The following is a 17134-nucleotide window of genomic DNA, read 5'->3' as shown; positions in this document are numbered from 1 at the left end:
GGGCTACGCCGAGGCGGCCCCGCGCGTCGCGCCGCGCCGCCTCGCGCATCGCCCCCTCCCCCCGGCCGGCCTCGACCGCCGGTACGGCGCCTATGCCGGGCCGCGCGTCTACGGCCCGGTCGTGCGCGCCTACCTGCCGCGCAACGACAACGTTCCGATGTACAACGAGCCGCCGCCGCGCTGAGGCGGCTTTCGAAGCGCGCCCGACCCGAACGGGGACCTGCCGCCCTTCCCCCCTCTGCGGGGGAGGGAAAAGCATGTTGCGCCGGCCTCTTCCGCCCGCCGCTCGATCCGCTAGACATCGAGCTCCGCGCCGCGCGCGCGGGGCTTGGCGGGAGCGGGCGATGCGGATCCAGGGTCTCTCGGCGATCGTGACGGGCGGGGCCTCCGGGCTCGGGGCGGCGACGGCGCAGGCGCTGGCCGAGGCCGGCGCGCGGGTGGCGCTGCTCGACCTCGACGGGGCGGCGGCGCAAGCCCGGGCCGCCGTGCTCGGCGGGATCGGCATCGCCTGCGACGTGGCGGACGCGGCGAGCGCCGAGGCCGCCGTGGCGCGGGCGGCCGAGGCGCACGGTCCCGCCCGCATCCTCGTCAACTGCGCCGGCATCGCGCCGGCCGCCCGCATCGTCGGGCGCGACGGCCCGGCCTCGCTCGACGGCTTCGTCCGGGTGATCCAGGTCAACCTCGTCGGCTCGTTCAACCTGATGCGGCTGGTGGCGGCGGGCGCCGCCGGGCTCGATCCCCTCGACGGGGGCGAGCGTGGGGTGATCGTCTCCACCGCCTCGATCGCCGCCTACGAGGGACAGGTCGGCCAGGCCGCCTACGCCGCCTCGAAGGCCGGCATCGTCGGGCTGACGCTGCCGGCGGCCCGCGAGCTCGCGCCGCTCGGCATCCGCGTCTGCGCGATCGCGCCCGGCATCTTCGGCACGCCGATGCTGCTCGGCCTGCCTCAGGACGTCCAGGACAGCTTGGGGGCCGCGGTGCCCTTCCCCGCCCGCCTCGGCCGGCCGGAGGAATACGCCGACCTCGTGCTGGCGATCGTCCGCAACCCGATGCTCAACGGCGAGACCATCCGCCTCGACGGCGCGTTGCGCATGCAGGCGCGCTGATCCGCGCACGAATCCTGCGTCGCAACGAAGGGAAGTCCGATGGGATCGTCCCTTCGGCGGGGGTCGGGCGGAGCCCGACGAACCGACCGGGCTTCGCCCTCGGCCCCGGACAAGGGATCACCCCTTATCGAAACCCGGACGTCACGCGCCGACCCTCAGTGAGCTGACCCGACATGTCGCAAACCTTCGACTGGACCTCCGCCTATCCCTCGATCCGCATGCCGATGTTCGGCCGCAACGTGGTCGCGACCTCGCACGCGCTGGCGGCGCAGGCCGGGATGCGGATGCTGTGGAAGGGCGGCAACGCGGTCGACGCGGCGATCGCCACCGCCGCGGCGAAGACGCTGACCGAGCCGTGCAGCAACGGGCTCGGCTCGGACGCCTTTTGCATCCTCTGGGACGGCCAGGAACTGCACGGCCTGAACGCCTCGGGCGGGGCGCCGGCCGCCTGGACGCCGGACTACTTCGCCCGGAAATACGGCCCGGCCACGCGGCCGCCGATGCGCGGCTGGGATTCGGTGACGGTGCCGGGCGCCGTCGGCGCCTGGGTCGCCCTGTCCGAGCGCTTCGGCAAGCTGCCCTTCGCCGACCTGCTGGAGCCGGCCATCGAGATCGCCGAGCGCGGCTACCTCGCGCCGATCGTGGTGCAGCAGAAATGGGCCGCCGCGGCAGCGGTCCCCGACCTCGTGTGCCAGCCGGGCTTTTCGGAGTTCTTCCTGCCCCGCGGCCGCGCGCCGGATGTCGGCGAGCTGGTCACGCTCAAGGCCGCCGCGCGGACGCTGCGCGCCATCGCCGAGACGAAGGGCAAAGCCTTCTACGAGGGCGAGATCGCCGAGGCCATGGCGCGGCACGCGGGCGCGAACGGCGGCGCGATGACGGTGGCGGACCTGTCCGCCTACCGCCCGGAATGGGTGACGCCGACGCGCAAGGACTACCGCGGCTACACGCTGCACGAGATCCCGCCGAACGGGCAGGGCATCGCCGCGCAGATCGCGCTGGGCATCCTCGAGAGCTTCGACCTCGACGGGATGGCGGTGGACGGGGCGGAGGCGCAGCACCTGCAGATCGAGGCGATGAAGCTCGCCTTCGCCGACACCTACGCCCACGTCGCCGACGGGCCCGCGATGCGGGTGAGCCCCGAGGCGATGCTCGACGACGCCTACCTCGCGTCCCGCGCCAAGCTGATCGACCCGCGCCGCGCGCAGGATTTCGGCGCCGGCAACCCGGTGCGCGGCGGCACGATCTACCTCACCGCCGCCGACGAATCCGGGATGATGGTGAGCTTCATCCAGTCGAACTTCATGGGCTTCGGCTCCGGCGTGGTGGTGCCGGAGTGGGGCCTGTCGCTGCAGAACCGCGGCTACGGCTTCGTCCTCGACGAAGCGAGCCCGAATTGCGTGGCGCCGGGCAAGCGCCCGTTCCACACCATCATCCCCGGCTTCCTCACGCAGGGCGGCGCCCCGGTGATGAGTTTCGGCGTAATGGGCGGCAACATGCAGCCGCAGGGCCACGTGCAGACGCTGGTGCGGATGATCGACCACGCCCAGAACCCGCAAGCCGCCTGCGACGCCCCGCGCTGGCGCTTCAACCAGGGCCTCGAGATCAACGCCGAATCCGCGATGCCGGCGGACACGCTCGACGGCCTCGTCGCCCGCGGCCACCGGGTCGCGGTGATCCGGGACAGCTACCAGGATTTCGGCGCCGGCCAGTTCATCTGGCGGATGGGCGACCCCGGCGTCGAAGGCTACGCCGCCGCCAGCGACCCGCGCCGCGACGGGCAGGCGGTGGTCTGGTGAGGCCGAAGCGCCCCGACGCGGCATCCCGGGTCGCCGCTGGCGATCGCGCGCCGAGCGGTTAGGCTGGCGCGGCGAAACATCCGTCCGCCGAGGCTCCCGGCCATGAACCCGTTCCTGTTCCAGACCACGCCGAACCTGCTGTTCGAGGCCGGGGCGGCGGGCAAGATCCCCGAGCTGGTCGCCAAGTTCGGCGCGCGAACCATCCTGCTGGTGACCGACCGGGGCGTGCGCGCCGCCGGGCTGACGCGGGCGGCCGAGGCGGCGCTGGCGCAGGCCGGCTGCCGCATCGACGTGTTCGCGGACGTGGTCGCGGACCCGCCGAGCCACGTGGTCGAGACCGCCGCGGCCTTCGCGCGGGCGTCGGGCGCGGAGCTGGTGCTCGCGATCGGCGGCGGCTCGGCGCTCGATACCGCCAAGCTCGTGGCCTACCTCGCCCGCTCGGACGACGCCCTGGACGCGATCTACGGCGTCGGCCTCGCCACGGGCGAGCGCCTGCCGCTGATCCTGGTGCCGACCACCGCCGGCACCGGATCGGAGGTGACGCCGATCGCCATCGTCACCACGCCCACGCAAGAGAAGAAAGGCGTCGTCGCCCCGCGCCTGCTGCCCGACTGGGCGGTGCTCGACCCGGAGCTGACGCGGGGCCTGCCCGCCGCCGTCACCGCGGCCACCGGCATCGACGCGATGGTGCACGCGATCGAGGCCTATACCAGCCGCCACCGCAAGAACCCGATCTCCGACGGCCTCGCCCGGCAGGCCCTGGGGCTGCTCGCCTGCCATATCCGGATCGCCTGCACCGACGGCGGCGATGTCGAGGCGCGCTCCGGGATGCTGCTCGGGTCGATGCTCGCCGGCATGGCCTTCGCCAACGCGCCGGTGGCGGCGGTGCACGCGCTCGCCTACCCGATCGGCGCGCTGTTCCACGTGCCGCACGGGCTCTCGAACGCGCTGGTGCTGATGGGCGTGCTGCGCTTCAACCTGCCGGAGGCGCGGGCGCTCTACGCCGAGCTCGCGCCGATCCTCGACCCGGACGCCCGCGACCGGCCGGCGGCGGAGGCGGCCGACCGCTTCGTCGCGGCGCTCGCCGCGATCTGCCGCGATTGCGGCGTCCCGGCCTCGCTCGCGGCGGTCGGCATCGCGGAGACGGACCTCGACCGCCTCGCCGACGACGCGATGAAGCAGACGCGGCTCCTGGTGAACAACCCGCGGACGGTGACCCGCGCCGACGCGCGCGCGATCTACGCCGCGGCGCTGGCGGGCACCGCCTGAGGGCGCCTTCGAGGAGGCGATCTTGGCCGCGATCCAGCCACCGCCCTCATCCTGAGGCGCGGCCGCTTCCGTCGCTCTGGCGCTTCGGCCGGTCCTTTTCGGGTCGATGTCCGTATAGGGGGGGCACACAGGAGCAACGCCACCCACCATGCCAGCCATCGAGACGGTCCCGAACCGCGTCGTCGCCGCCGTCCGGCGGTCCTTCCGGCAGTTCCTGGCACTGCCGCTCGCGACGATCGTCGGCTTCGTCGGGCTCAATGCGCTGGTCTACCTCGCCGACCGCTCGTGGTCCGGGGGCGCGGCGCCCACGGGCTTCCGCTGGCTCGGCGCGCTGCTCGGGGACCGCGCCGCGCTCGGCGGCCTGCTCACCACCGTGGCGTCGAGCATCATCACCGTGACGTCGATCACCTTCTCGCTGCTGCTCATCGCCGTGCAGCAGGGCGCGGCCTCGCTCACCGCGCAGGTCACCGACCAGTTCATGGCCCGGCGCACCAACCAGTTCTACTTCGGCTACTTCGTCGGCCTGTCGGTCTTCGTGCTGATGACCCTGGTGACCAACACCGAGTTCCACCGGCCGGTCTTCGGCACGAGCCTGGCGCTGGTGATGACGACCTTCGCCCTCTGCCTCGTCATCGTGATGCTCTACAACACCATCGATCAGATGCGGCCCGAGCGCATCGTCCAGTTCATCCACGCGCAGATCCTCGAGGCCCGCGCCGACGACGAGCGCCTGCTCGCGCGCACCCGCCGGACGCCCCGGCCGGGCTGGGACGTCCGCGCGGTGGTGCGCGCGACCGAGCGCGGCTACGTCGTCGGTCTCGACGCCGACCGGATCCAGGCGGCGATCGCGCGCGCCGCGCCGGACGCCGTCGAGGTTCGGATGCGGGTTCCGGTCGGCACCTTCCGGGCGCTCGGCGACCCGCTCTTCGACATCCGGGCCCGGCCGGGCTTCGTGCTGGAAGCGGAAGCGCGGGAGGCGGTCGAGGCCGCGTGCGGGCGGGCGCTCACCTTCGACGACGGGCGCGACCTCGGGCACGATGCCGGCTACGGCCTGCACCAGCTCGCGACCATCGCCTGGACCTCGGTCTCGACCGCGAAGTCGAACCCCAGCCCCGGCCGCGTCGTGCTCCTGGCTTTGCGCGACATCGTCGCCCGCTGGAGCCCCGGCGAGGTCGACCCGCCGGAGGCATTGGGCGCGCACGTGATCCTGGCCGACCACGCCCCGACCGCGGCCACCGATGCGCTGGAGGCGGTGATCGTCGTCGCCTCGGAATCGATCCAGTGCCAGACCCTCGCCGAGGCGATGGACAGCCTGGCGATCCTGCTCGGCCACGTCGCCGCGCCGACGGCCGACCGCCTCGCCGGCATCGCCCAGCGCTCGCTCTCCGCCCTCGGCGAGCACGTGCTGACCCGCGAGCTCGAAGCCGCCCTCGACGGCCTCGCCGCGGCGTTGGCCACGCGCGGCTTCGACGACGGCGCGGCGGCGGTCGCGGCGGCGACGCGGGCGCTGGCCGAAAGCCACGGCACGCTCAACTCGCGATCGACCCGCGTGCCGGGAACCACCGGCTGACCCGCCGCGGACAGCGGCCCCGTTCTCGGGAACTTCCGGCCACTCGTCCCGCCCGCGCCCTCATCCTGAGGTGCTTGCGCGAAGCGGACGCCTGGAAGGAGGCTCCCGGGGATCGCGCGACCACTGGAAGGCTCCTTCGCGGCGGCCGCCGCGCGGCCGCACCTCAGGACGAGGGGGTGGTTTGGGGCGAGGCGCGTTCGCCAGAACGCCGCGCCGCTACTTCGGCGTTGGCGCACCCGCCGGCTTGGCGGCCGCGGGCTTCGGCGCGGCTCCGGGCTTCCCCGCCCATTCCGGGTCCGAGCGCGGGCCGCCGGGGGTGTCGGTCGCGGCGGTGAGCTGGCCGGGCACCACGTCGCCCACCCGCGTCCAGGTCTGGGTCTGGCACAGCACGGAGATCAGGCAGCCCTTCACCGACAGCTCGGCGGGGGTCTCGCTCCAGATCGTCACGTCGTAGGACTTGCCGTTGTCGCCGTTGTAGATCTTGCCGACGAACCGGCCCTCCTCGTTGCGCTTCAGGCCGAGGATCATCTGGTGGCCGAGGAGCGGCCGGGCCTGCCGCTTCGGGTCGGGGTTGTAGCGGTCGATCTTCGGCTTGCCGTCCTCGCCCAGCGGCTTCGAGCCCCAGACGACGTAGCCGCACAGGTTCGCGCCGCCCGGCCCGCAATGCTCGGTCCGCACCCGGGCGCGCCCGTCCTCGGTGAACCAGGTGCCCGTGGGGTCGGCCGCGGCCGCCGGGCTGGCCCCGAGGGCGGAGGCGGCGGCGAGGCCGAGGAGGGCGAAGGTCGAGACGCGGGCGGACATGACGGTCATTCGGTTTCCTCAGGGGGAAGGGGAGGGATGGGCCGCGGGCGCGGTGCCGGCCTCGTCGCGGGCGCCGACGAAGCGGCCGAGCACCCGTCCGAGGACGCGGCTCAAGCCCTCCATCAGCAGGAACACCGCCGGCACGAAGACCAGCGAGAGCAGGGTCGAGACGATCAGCCCGGCGATCACCGCGACCGCCATCGGCGCGCGGAACTCGCCGCCGACGCCGAGCGCCATCGCGGAGGGCACCATGCCGGCGGCCATGGCGATCGTCGTCATCACGATCGGGCGGGCACGCTTGCGGCCGGCCTCGACGATCGCGGTGACGGGATCGACGCCGCGTCCCATCTCCTCGACGGCGAAATCCACCAGCATGATCGCGTTCTTGGTCACCAGCCCCATCAGCATCAGGATGCCGATCACCACCGGCATCGAGATCGGCATGCTCATCACGAGCAGGCCGAGGATCGCGCCGCCGATCGAGAGCGGCAGCGAGAACAGGATCGTCAGCGGCTGCAGGAACGAGCCGAACAGCAGCACGAGCACGGCGTACACCATCATGATCCCGGCGCCCATCGCCAGAAGGAAGCCGGAGAAGACCTCGCCCATGATCTCGGCGTCGCCGGTCTGTCGGATGGTGACGCCCGGCGGCAGGCTCTTGGCGGTCGGCGTCTCCAGCGCCTGGGCGATCAGCGAGCCCAGCGCGTCCGAGCCCTCCATGTTGGCCTCCACGGCCACGCGCACGACGCGGTCGTAGCGGTCGATCGCGCCCGGGCCCTGGTCGAGCTCGATGTCGGCCACCGCCGCCAGCGGCACCGCGGTGCCGTTGTTGGCCGGCACCTTCAGGTTCTCCAGCCGCGAGACCGTGCCGCGGGCGCTGTCGGGCAGCTGCACCCGGATCGGGATCTGGCGGTCGGCGGCGTTGAATTTGGCGAGGTTCAGGCCGATGTCGCCGATCGTTCCGACCCGCACCGTCTCGGCGATGGCGTCGGTCGAGACGCCGAGATCGGCCGCGACGCCGGGCTTCGGGCGGATGCGGACCTCGGTGCGGTTCAGGGGCGCCGTCGACATCACCGCGACGAGATGGGGGATCGCGGCCATGTCGCGCTGGAGCCTGGCGGCGACCTCGGCCACCACGCCGGCATCGGGGCCGCCGACCACGAGGGCGAGGTCGCGCTGGCCCGAGTCGCGCAGGGACCACGAGCGGATGTCGGGCTCCTGCGCGATCAGCCCGGCGATCTCGGTCTCGACGGCGGCCTGCGACTGGGCGCGGGCGTTCTTCGGCGTCAGGTTGACGGTGAGCGTGGCCAGCCGCGTCTCCCGCTTGCCGCCGACCTGCCGGCCGCCGTCGACGAAGACCGAGACCACCTCGGGCAGGGCGCGGATGCGCGCGACCACCCGGTCGGACACGGCGATGGTGTCGGCGAGCCGCGCGCCCGGCGCCAGCTCGAGCATGAACAGGGTGCGGGCGTTGTCCTGCTTCGGCACGAAGCCGGAGGGCAGCAGGCCGGTGGAGGCGAGCGAGCCGGCAAACAGGGCCAGCCCGACGAGGAGGGTGACCACCCGGTGGCGCACCGACCAGCCGACGAGGCGGCCGTAGGCGCGCATCACCGGCCCCTCGCGCTCCGCGTGGTGGGCGTGGTCGCGCAGAAAGTAGGCCGCGAGCATCGGCGTGATCAGCCGCGCGACCAGCAGCGACATGAACACCGAGACCGCGATAGTGAGCCCGAACTGGATGAAGTAGCGCCCGGCGATCCCCGGCATGAACGACACCGGCGCGAACACCGCGATCAGGGTCGCGGTGATGGCGATGACGGCGAGCCCGATCTCGTCGGCGCCCTCGATCGCCGCCCGGTAGGCGGACTTGCCCATCCGCATGTGGCGGACGATGTTCTCGATCTCGACGATGGCGTCGTCGACCAGGATGCCGGTCACCAGGGTGATCGCCAGCAGGCTGATGCCGTTCAAGGTGAAGCCGAGCGCGTCCATCGCCCAGAAGGTCGGGAACACGGAGAGCGGCAGGGCCAAGGCCGCGATCAGCGTCGCGCGCCAGTCGCGCAGGAACAGGAACACCACCAGCACGGCGAGCGCCGCGCCCTCGATCAGGGTGTGCATCGCAGAATCGTAGGAGCCGATCGTGGCCGAGACCGAGGAGTCGATCCTTTCGAATTTGACGTCGGGGTAGCTGGTCGCGAACTCCGAGATCTTCCTTTCGACGCCGGCGGCGACCTCGGCGTCGCTCGCGCCCGAGCCGCGCGAGACCGCGAAGGCGACCACCGGCCGGCCGTCGAAGCGGGCGAAGGTGCGTGGCTCCTCGATCGCGTCCCACACGGTGGCCAGATCCGCGAGGCGCACCTTGCGGCCGCCGGGCAGGACGATGGAGGTGGCCTTGAGGTCGGCGAGCGTCCGCGAGGCGGCCAGCGTCCGGATCGACTGCTCGCGCCCGCCGACCTCGCCGCGTCCGCCGGCCATGTCGGCCGAGGTCAGGCGCACCTGCCGGTTGACGTCGGCCGCGGTGATGCCGAGCGCCAGCAGCCGGTCGGGCTGCAGCTCGATGCGCATCTCGCGCGCCACGCCCCCGACCCGCTCGACGCCGCCGACGCCCTTCACCCCCTGGAGGATGCGCGCGAACCTGTCCTCGACGAGCCAGGACAGGTCGGCGGGCGTCATCGCCGGCGCGGTGACGCCGTAGATCAGGATCGGCAGGCCGGCGATCTCGACCCGGCTGATCACCGGCTCGTCGATGGTGCGCGGCAGGTTGATGCGGATCTTCGAGACCGCGTCCTTGACGTCGTTGACGGCCCGGTCGGTGTTCACCTCGAGCCGGAACTCGACGGTGGTGACGGACGAGCCCTCGGTGATCGCCGAGGTGATGTGCTTGACCCCGCGCACGCCGGCGATCGAGTCCTCGACCCATTTCGTGACCTGGGTCTGGAGCTCGGAGGGCGCCGCGCCCGACTGCGTGATCGCCACCGAGACGATCGGCACGTCGACGTTCGGCATCCGCGTCACCGCGAGCCCGCGGAAGCTGACGAGGCCGAGCACGATCAGCACGAGGAACAGGACCAGCGGCCCGATCGGGTTGCGGATCGCGTAGGCCGAGACGTTCAGGCGCATCGGGCGGCCCGTTCCTTCTGCATCACTTGGCGGGGCGGCGTCGGCTCAGGGGACGCCGGCGTCGGCGCTCGCCTCGGGCGACGGCGCCTCGGCCACGGCCGGGGCGACGGCCGCCAGCGGAACGGGGCGGACCTTGTCGCCGTCCCGCAGGAAGCTGCCGGCGCGGGCGACGACGCGCTCGCCCTCGGAGAGCCCGCTGCGGATCTCGATGTCGTCGTCGTCGGACAGGCCGGTGCGGACCTGGCGGGCCTCGACCGTGTCGCCGGCGACCACGAGGACGCTGCTGCGCGCCGGGCCGCCGTAGAGCACCGCGGCCTGGGGAACGGCGACGCCGCGGGTGCGGGCGATCTCGACCGCGCCGCGTGCGAAGGTGCCGATGCGCAGCCGCGGGTCGGCCTCGAGCCGGACGCGGACCTTGCCGAGCCGGCTCGCCCGGTCGACCTCCGGGTAGACCGCGCGGACGCTGCCCTGGACGCGTGCGCCCGCGCCGATCTCGATCCAGGCCGGGCGGCCCTCCCGCAGCAGCGGTAGCTTGGTCTCGACGACCTCGCCTTCGAGCTCGATCTCGCCCCGGGCGATCAGGCGGAACAGCGGCTCGGCCGCGGACGAGGCGGTGATGCCGACGCGCGCGGTGCGGCGGTTGACGATGCCGGCTTCCGGCGCGCGGATCTCGGTGCGGGCGAGCCGCAGCTCCAGCTCGTCGCGCACCGCCTTCGCCTGGGCCAGCTCGGCCTTCGCGATGACCAGGCCGTTGCGGGCGAAGGCGAGCTTGCCCTCGGCCTGGCGCAGGGTGGAGGTGCGCCCTTCCAGGATCGCCGCCGTGCCGTTCCCGGTCTGCATCAGCTGCTTGGCGCGGTCGAACGCGAGGCGCGCCTCGACGGCGGCGGCTTCCGCCTGCTCGATGGTGCTCTCGGCCTGCGGGACGGCGGCGGTGGCCTTGTCCACCAGGGCGGATTGCTGAGCGAGCTGGCGGTCGATCAAGTCGTGCGACAGGCGGGCGAGCACCTGGCCGCGGGCGACGCGCGCGCCCTCCTCGACCAGGACCTCGGTGACGCGGTAGCCGTCGATCTCGGGCGTCACCAGGATCTCGTCGCGCGGCACCAGCGTGCCGGTGACGACCACGCTCTCGACGATCTCGCGGCGCGCCGCCTCGACCACGCTGACCGCGGGCGCGGGGCTCGCCGCGGCGGGCGCCGGGGCGGTCTCGGCCCGTGCCGGCAGGGACAGGGGGAGCGCGAGGGCCAGGGCGGCGAGGCCGAGGCGATGGGCGCGAACGGTCATCGGCCGGTCTCCGCGGGCGTCGAGGCGAGGGGAAGGCGCCCGTCGAGGCCCGCATCGAGCAGGGCGAGGAGCTGGGCGACGGCGGCGGCCGGGTCGTAGCCGGGCAGCAGCGCCCGGTCGACGATGATCCCCTTCATCAGGGGGCCGAGCAGGGCGTAGAGCGCGGCCGGGTCGCAGGCGGGGGACCGCGCCAGGGCGGCGAAGGTCTCGACGAACCAGCCCCGCGCCTCGGCCTCGGCCCGCGCGGTCATCGCGGCGATCGCCGGGTTGCGCGTCGCCTCCGACCAGATGTCGACCCGCAGGATCGCGGTCTCACGGGTGATCGAGACGAAGTAGCGGGTGATGATGCCGAGCAGCGCCGCGCGGCGGTCGCCGTCGCGCTCCAGCTCGGCCACGAGCAGGGCGCCGCGGGCGCGCTCGCACTCGGCGAGCCCGAGGACGAGGTCCTCCTTCGAGGCGAAGTAGCGGTAGACGTTGCCGGCGCTCATCGCCGCCTCGCGGGCGAGGTCCTGCATCGTGGTGCGGTGGAAGCCGTTGCGCACGAAGCAGGCCTCGGCCGCCGCCAGGATGTGCTCGCGCCGGGCCGACGGCTCGATCCGCGCCGAGACGGCGCTGCCGGCGCTCATCGCGCGAGGCTCGCCGCCAAGACGTGGGGCACGATGCGGCTCGCGTCCTTCGCGGGCGGGACGCCCTGGCAGGCGGCGGGACGAACCGCGAGCCCGGCACAGGACCGCACCTGCCATCCGTCGGGACCGGCCCCGGTCCAGCCGATCAGCGCGACCCAGGCGAGCCCGAGGATCCCGACGAGCGCGAGGTTCGCCGGCGTGGCCACGGCGCGAAGCTCCGCGAGGCGGAGGGCGGTGCCGGGATCGGAAACGGAAACGGAAAGGCCCATGGCGGATTCCTGCGTGCCGCCCCCGTGTAATGAACGTTCATTCTCATGTCAATGAACGTTCATTCTCAGATCGGCTCAGGAAGCGCGTCGTCGCCACAGCCCGTCCCCCCCACGGGGGAGGGAAGACGGGATCGCTCAGGCCGAAACGCTCACGCCGCGGCGCGGGTCACCGCGTCGACGACCGCGTCGACGACGTCGTTGACGAGGCCGCGGTCGTCGCCCTCGGCCATGACGCGGATGACCGGCTCGGTGCCGGACGGGCGGATGACGAGGCGGCCGGCGTTGCCGAGGCGCTCGCGGGCGTGCTCGATCGCGGTGACGACGCTGTCGGCGCGCAGCGGCTCGCCGGAGCGATAGCGCACGTTCTTCAGGATCTGCGGCAGCGGGTCGAAGCAGTGGCAGACCTCGCTCACCGGCCGCGCGCTGCGCTGGACCACGCTCAGCACCTGCAGCGCGGCCACCAGCCCGTCGCCGGTGGTGGCGTAGTCCGACATGATGATGTGGCCGGACTGCTCGCCGCCGAGGTTGTAGCCGTGCTCGCGCATGTGCTCGAGCACGTAGCGGTCGCCCACCGCGGTGCGGGCGAGCGAGAGGCCGATCCCGCCGAGGTAGCGCTCCAGCCCGAGGTTGGACATGATCGTGGCCACGATCCCCGGCTGGGTCAGGAGGTCGTCCTCCTTCCACGAGCGGGCGACGACGGCCATGAGCTGGTCGCCGTCGACGACCTGCCCCTTCTCGTCGACGATCAGCACCCGGTCGGCGTCGCCGTCGAGCGCGATGCCGATGTCGGCGCGCAGCTCGCGGACCTTGCCGACCAGGGCGGCGGGCGCGGTCGAGCCGACGTCGCGGTTGATGTTGAAGCCGTCCGGCTCGACGCCGATGGCGATGACCTCGGCGCCGAGCTCCCACAGGGTCTCGGGGGCGACGCGGTAGGCGGCGCCGTTGGCGCAGTCGACCACGATGCGCAGGCCGTCCAGCGTCACGTTGCGCGGCAGCGAGCGCTTGGCGAACTCGATGTAGCGGGCATGCACGCTCTCGATGCGCTTGGCCCGGCCGAGCGACATGGAGCCGGCGAGCCGGGTGTGCAGCTCGCCGTCGATCAGCGCCTCGATCTCGCGCTCGATCGCGTCGTTGAGCTTGAACCCGTCCGGCCCGAACAGCTTGATGCCGTTGTCCTCGAACGGGTTGTGCGAGGCGGAGATCATCACGCCGATGTCGGCGCGCATCGAGCGGGTGAGCATCGCCACCGCCGGCGTCGGCATCGGCCCGAGCTGCAGCACGTCCATGCCGACCGAGGTGAAGCCGGCGATGAGCGCGGTCTCGATCATGTAGCCCGACAGGCGGGTGTCCTTGCCGATGACGACGCGGTGGCGATGGTCGCCGCGCTGGAACACCAGGCCCGCCGCCTGGCCGACCTTCAGCGCCAGCTCCGGCGTGATCACCCCGTTGGCCCGGCCGCGAATGCCGTCGGTGCCGAAATACTTTCTCACGAAACTCTCCGTCCCATCGGGCACGCGACGTTGCGGGCAACCTATCATCGATCGCACGGCACGCACGGATCGCGTCCCGTTACGGTGAATCGACGCCGCCTCTTCCCTCCCCCGCAGAGGGGTGAGGGAAAACCCGCGCTGCGTCTCCCATGCCTGTCCGTCTCGGATGCTGGACATACGAAAAAGGGCGCCGTCGTGGCGCCCTTCCCGTTCGTCGGTGGTGAGGCTCTCAGCCCTGCGGCTGCGGCTCGAGGCCGCCGTCGCTCTCCTTCGGGCGGCCGCGGCCGGCCGACGGGACCGAGGAACCGCGGGCCGGCGTCGGGGGCACGTCGCCACCGTCGCGGACCGGGGGACGGCCCTTGAGCAGGTTCTTGATCTCGTCGCCGGACAGCGTCTCGTACTCGAGCAGCCCCTGCGCGAGCGCCTCGAGGTCGTCCTTCCTGTCGGCGAGGATGCGGCGGGCCTCCTCAAGGCCGGTCTCGACCAGGCGGCGGACCTCCGCGTCGATCTTCTGGGCGGTCGACTCGGACACCGTCTGCTGGCGGCCCATCGACATGCCGAGGAAGACCTCGTCGTTGTTGTCGCCGTAGGCGACGGTGCCGAGCTCAGGCGAGAAGCCCCAGCGCGTGACCATCATCTTGGCGAGCCGCGTCGCCTGCTCGATGTCGGACTGGGCGCCCGACGTCACCTTGTCCGGGCCGAAGGTCATCTCCTCGGCGATGCGGCCGCCCATCATGATCGCCAGCCGCGAGGTCATCTGCTCGAACGACATCGACAGCTTGTCGCGCTCGGGCAGCTGCATGACCATGCCCAAAGCCCGGCCGCGCGGGATGATCGTCGCCTTGTGGACGGGATCGGTGGCCGGCACGTTGAAGGCGACGATGGCGTGGCCGCCCTCGTGGTAGGCGGTGAGCCGCTTCTCGTCCTCGGTCATGACGAGGGTCCGACGCTCGGCGCCCATCATCACCTTGTCCTTGGCGTCCTCGAACTCGTGCATCGTGACGATGCGCTTGCCGCGGCGCGCGGCCAGCAGCGCCGACTCGTTGACGAGGTTCATCAGGTCGGCGCCCGAGAAGCCGGGGGTGCCGCGGGCGATGACCTTGAGGTCGACGTCCGGCGCCAGCGGCACCTTGCGGACGTGGACGCGCAGGATGCGCTCGCGGCCGGTCACGTCCGGGTTCGGCACCATGATCTGGCGGTCGAACCGGCCGGGACGCAGCAGCGCGGGGTCGAGCACGTCGGGGCGGTTGGTCGCCGCGATGATGATCACGCCCTCGTTGGCCTCGAAGCCGTCCATCTCGACGAGCAGCTGGTTGAGGGTCTGCTCGCGCTCGTCGTTGCCGCCGCCGAGGCCGGCGCCGCGATGGCGGCCGACCGCGTCGATCTCGTCGATGAAGATGATGCAGGGGGCGTTCTTCTTGGCCTGCTCGAACATGTCGCGCACGCGGCTGGCGCCGACGCCGACGAACATCTCGACGAAGTCCGAGCCGGAGATGGTGAAGAACGGCACGTTGGCCTCGCCCGCCACCGCGCGGGCGATCAGGGTCTTGCCGGTGCCGGGGGGGCCGACCAGGAGCACGCCGCGCGGGATGCGCCCGCCGAGCCGCTGGAACTTCTGGGGGTCGCGCAGGAACTCGACGATCTCCTGCAGATCCTCCTTCGCCTCTTCCACGCCGGCGACGTCATCGAAGCTGACGCGCCCGTGCGCTTCATTGAGGAGCTTGGCCTTCGACTTCCCAAAACCCATGGCGCGGCCGGCACCCGACTGCATCTGCCGGGACAGGAACACCCAGGCGCCGATGAAGACGAGGATCGGCAGCCAGCTCACCAGCAGCTGGATGAACCACGGCGTGTTGTCCGACGGCGGGCGCGCGGTGATCTGCACGCCCTTGCCCGAAAGCTTCGAGACGAGGCCCGGATCGTTCGGCGCGTAGGAGGTGAAGCTGCCGCCGCCGACGTAGGAACCGGACACGTCCTGGCCCGAGATCACGACGGACTGGATCTTGCCGGCATCGGCGTCGTTGAGAAGCTGGCTGTAGGCGATCTCGCTCCCGCCGCCGCGGTGACCCGGATTCTGGAACAGGGTCACCAGGGCCAGGACGAGGAGGAAGATGACGACCCACAGAGCAAAATTGCGAAAATTCGGGTTCATCGATCAATCCCTGGGGCGTGTGGGCCGGCTGCCCGCCGCTGCGGGTTCGTCCGCGCACGCCAAGCCAATGTAGGCAGAGCCCTCCCCCTTGCCAAGTAAGTCGGGCGCCCCTGCGGCAAGGCCGTCCCCTCGCCTGGGCGGAGCGGGCCGGATCGTCACGCGGCGGGCCGGGTCGGCGGCGATGGCGAGCCCGCGCAGGGTGCGCCGCACCGCGCGCCCCGATCTCAGCGCCGGCAGCAGGTCGACGAGGACCAGCCGCTCCAGCCGCTCCAGCCGCCGCGGCAGCGTGCCGCCGGCCCGGTCGAGGGCGAGGTCGAGGACGCGCAGCGCGACCGCGTCGGGGAGCGCGGCGAGGATTTGGCCGTCGAGACGGAGCGGGACGATCGCCGCAGCACCCCCTCCCCCCACTGCGGGGGGAGGGAGAGGCGCGGCTCCCTCCCCCCCTGGGAGAGGGGGCCCGTGCGCGTTCGTTGACACGAGATCTGAATGCACGCTCGCGAAGGCCGCCGCCGCCGCCTCTCCCAAGGCCGCCTCGTCGCGGGCCGCGCGCTCGGCCAGGCGGACGAGGCGATCGACGCTGAGGCCTTCGCGTTCCAGCAATCGGCGCAGGCGCACCCGGCCGTAGCGCTCGTCGGCGTTCGAGGGGTCGCGCGCGAAGCCGACGCCCTGCGCCTCGCACCAGGCCACGAGGTCAACCTTGGCGATGTCGAGGAAGGGCCGCGCCAGCGCCAGCCCGGGCTCGAGCGGGCGCTCCCGCCGCATGCCGGCGAGGCCCGCCGGGCCGCTGCCGGCGATCAGGCGCATCAGCACCGTTTCGGCCTGGTCGTCGCGGGTGTGGCCGGTGAGCACGAGGCGTGCGCCGACCGTGCGCGCATGCGCGGCGAGCAGGCGGTAGCGGGCGGCCCGCGCCTCCGCCTGGATCGCGGCTCTGGGACGGACGCCCTCCCAGGGCAGGGTCGCGTGGGGCAGGCCGAGCGTCGCGGCGGCGCGGGCGACGGCGCGGGCCTCGTCAGCGGATTCGGGGCGCAGGCCGTGGTCCACCGTCGCGACGAAGAGCGCGCCGGCCCGGCACGCGGCGGCGGCGTGCATCAGGGCGGTGGAATCGGGGCCCCCGGAGACGGCGAGCACCACGGGCGCGTCCCCGGCGAGCCAAGGTGCGAGGGCGTTGGCGAGGGCGCGACGGATCCGGTCACCGGGATCGTCGCGCGGGTCGCTCACGCGGTGCAGCGCGCGCGCTTCTGCTCGCGCGCCACGCTCTGGCGCACGTTCGAGCCGGCGGCGGGGAACTTGCGGTCGAGCTCGGCCAGGGTCGCGCAGGCCTGCTCGCGCGCGCCCAGCGCGTTGAGCGACACGCCGAGCTTCAGCATCGCCTCCGGCGCCTGGGGCGAGCGGGCGTAGTCGGTCGAGACCTTCAGGAACTGCTCGGCCGCCTCGCGGTTGCGGTTGCGCTGCAGGTAGCTCTCGCCGAGCCAGTAGGTCGCGGCCGGGACGTGGCCGTCGCGCGGGTGCGACTGGATGAACTGGCGGAAGGCCATCTCGGCCTGCTCGTAGCGCTTCTCGCGGATGTGGCCGACGGCGGCCTCGTAGTCGCTCGTCGCGTCCCCGCTGCCGGTGGCGGCGACGCTGGCCGGGGCGCGGGCCGGGCTCGGGAGCGCGC

13 protein-coding genes and 1 pseudogene are annotated in these 17134 nt (G+C 72.9%); 5 read left to right on the top strand and 9 right to left on the bottom strand.

Features of this window, described 5'->3' with window-relative positions:
• From FV227_RS29225 to FV227_RS23425, 5 genes and pseudogenes are all read left to right on the top strand, one after another.
• Nucleotides 1-184: pseudogene (locus FV227_RS29225) on the top strand (hypothetical protein); the annotation flags it as partial.
• Nucleotides 185-344: 160 nt separating this feature from the next.
• Nucleotides 345-1106, top strand: a complete 762-nt coding sequence (locus FV227_RS23440) for an SDR family NAD(P)-dependent oxidoreductase (protein WP_147860026.1) — start codon at nucleotides 345-347, stop codon at nucleotides 1104-1106.
• Nucleotides 1107-1279: 173 nt separating this feature from the next.
• Nucleotides 1280-2902 (top strand): gamma-glutamyltransferase family protein, encoded by a 1623-nt coding sequence (locus tag FV227_RS23435; RefSeq protein ID WP_147860025.1) that lies wholly within the window; start codon nucleotides 1280-1282, stop codon nucleotides 2900-2902.
• Nucleotides 2903-3004: 102 nt separating this feature from the next.
• On the top strand, nucleotides 3005-4171 hold the full coding sequence (locus FV227_RS23430) for an iron-containing alcohol dehydrogenase (protein ID WP_147860024.1): 1167 nt from the start codon (nucleotides 3005-3007) through the stop codon (nucleotides 4169-4171).
• Nucleotides 4172-4319: 148 nt separating this feature from the next.
• Nucleotides 4320-5741, top strand: a complete 1422-nt coding sequence (locus tag FV227_RS23425) for a DUF2254 family protein (protein ID WP_147860023.1) — start codon at nucleotides 4320-4322, stop codon at nucleotides 5739-5741.
• Between the two features lie 216 nt (nucleotides 5742-5957).
• On the opposite strand, the gene FV227_RS23420 is transcribed toward FV227_RS23425, so the two are convergent.
• The 9 genes from FV227_RS23420 to ybgF all read right to left on the bottom strand — a co-directional run.
• On the bottom strand, nucleotides 5958-6551 hold the full coding sequence (locus FV227_RS23420; protein WP_147860022.1) for a DUF2147 domain-containing protein: 594 nt from the start codon (nucleotides 6549-6551) through the stop codon (nucleotides 5958-5960).
• Between the two features lie 9 nt (nucleotides 6552-6560).
• The gene (locus FV227_RS23415) at nucleotides 6561-9659 is read right to left on the bottom strand and encodes an efflux RND transporter permease subunit (protein WP_147729072.1); all 3099 of its coding nucleotides are present in this window, start codon (nucleotides 9657-9659) and stop codon (nucleotides 6561-6563) included.
• 45 nt (nucleotides 9660-9704) lie between these two features.
• Complete coding sequence (locus FV227_RS23410; protein WP_147860021.1) at nucleotides 9705-10940, bottom strand: efflux RND transporter periplasmic adaptor subunit; 1236 nt, start codon at nucleotides 10938-10940, stop codon at nucleotides 9705-9707.
• The gene (locus FV227_RS23405) at nucleotides 10937-11566 is read right to left on the bottom strand and encodes a TetR/AcrR family transcriptional regulator (RefSeq protein WP_147728675.1); all 630 of its coding nucleotides are present in this window, start codon (nucleotides 11564-11566) and stop codon (nucleotides 10937-10939) included. The genes FV227_RS23410 and FV227_RS23405 overlap by 4 nt, the downstream gene beginning before the upstream one ends.
• Complete coding sequence (locus tag FV227_RS23400) at nucleotides 11563-11835, bottom strand: hypothetical protein (RefSeq protein ID WP_147860020.1); 273 nt, start codon at nucleotides 11833-11835, stop codon at nucleotides 11563-11565. Before FV227_RS23400 ends, FV227_RS23405 begins: the two co-directional genes overlap by 4 nt.
• Nucleotides 11836-11984: 149 nt before the next feature.
• On the bottom strand, nucleotides 11985-13325 hold the full coding sequence (gene glmM / locus FV227_RS23395; RefSeq protein WP_147728677.1) for a phosphoglucosamine mutase: 1341 nt from the start codon (nucleotides 13323-13325) through the stop codon (nucleotides 11985-11987).
• Nucleotides 13326-13554: 229 nt separating this feature from the next.
• Complete coding sequence (ftsH, locus tag FV227_RS23390; protein WP_147728678.1) at nucleotides 13555-15477, bottom strand: ATP-dependent zinc metalloprotease FtsH; 1923 nt, start codon at nucleotides 15475-15477, stop codon at nucleotides 13555-13557.
• Between the two features lie 3 nt (nucleotides 15478-15480).
• On the bottom strand, nucleotides 15481-16608 hold the full coding sequence (gene tilS / locus FV227_RS23385; RefSeq protein WP_244030616.1) for a tRNA lysidine(34) synthetase TilS: 1128 nt from the start codon (nucleotides 16606-16608) through the stop codon (nucleotides 15481-15483).
• A gap of 83 nt (nucleotides 16609-16691) precedes the next feature.
• Nucleotides 16692-17134: tol-pal system protein YbgF (ybgF, locus tag FV227_RS23380; protein ID WP_147860019.1), on the bottom strand; the 443-nt coding region annotated here is incomplete at its 5' end.

The organism is Methylobacterium sp. WL119 (genome assembly GCF_008039875.1).
Taxonomy (GTDB): domain Bacteria; phylum Pseudomonadota; class Alphaproteobacteria; order Rhizobiales; family Beijerinckiaceae; genus Methylobacterium.
The sequence above is the reverse complement of the archived record's forward strand: the minus strand, read 5'-3'. Positions and strand labels throughout refer to the sequence as shown.

Coding starts and splice junctions, on each gene's coding strand:
- FV227_RS23430 (WP_147860024.1), top strand. CDS start 3,005: ATGAACCCGTTCCTGTTCCAGACCACGCCGAACCTGCTGTTCGAGGCC.
- FV227_RS23440 (WP_147860026.1), top strand. CDS start 345: ATGCGGATCCAGGGTCTCTCGGCGATCGTGACGGGCGGGGCCTCCGGG.
- FV227_RS23405 (WP_147728675.1), bottom strand. CDS start 11,566: ATGAGCGCCGGCAGCGCCGTCTCGGCGCGGATCGAGCCGTCGGCCCGG.
- ftsH (WP_147728678.1), bottom strand. CDS start 15,477: ATGAACCCGAATTTTCGCAATTTTGCTCTGTGGGTCGTCATCTTCCTC.
- FV227_RS23415 (WP_147729072.1), bottom strand. CDS start 9,659: ATGCGCCTGAACGTCTCGGCCTACGCGATCCGCAACCCGATCGGGCCG.
- FV227_RS23425 (WP_147860023.1), top strand. CDS start 4,320: ATGCCAGCCATCGAGACGGTCCCGAACCGCGTCGTCGCCGCCGTCCGG.
- FV227_RS23420 (WP_147860022.1), bottom strand. CDS start 6,551: ATGACCGTCATGTCCGCCCGCGTCTCGACCTTCGCCCTCCTCGGCCTC.
- FV227_RS23435 (WP_147860025.1), top strand. CDS start 1,280: ATGTCGCAAACCTTCGACTGGACCTCCGCCTATCCCTCGATCCGCATG.
- FV227_RS23410 (WP_147860021.1), bottom strand. CDS start 10,940: ATGACCGTTCGCGCCCATCGCCTCGGCCTCGCCGCCCTGGCCCTCGCG.
- FV227_RS23400 (WP_147860020.1), bottom strand. CDS start 11,835: ATGGGCCTTTCCGTTTCCGTTTCCGATCCCGGCACCGCCCTCCGCCTC.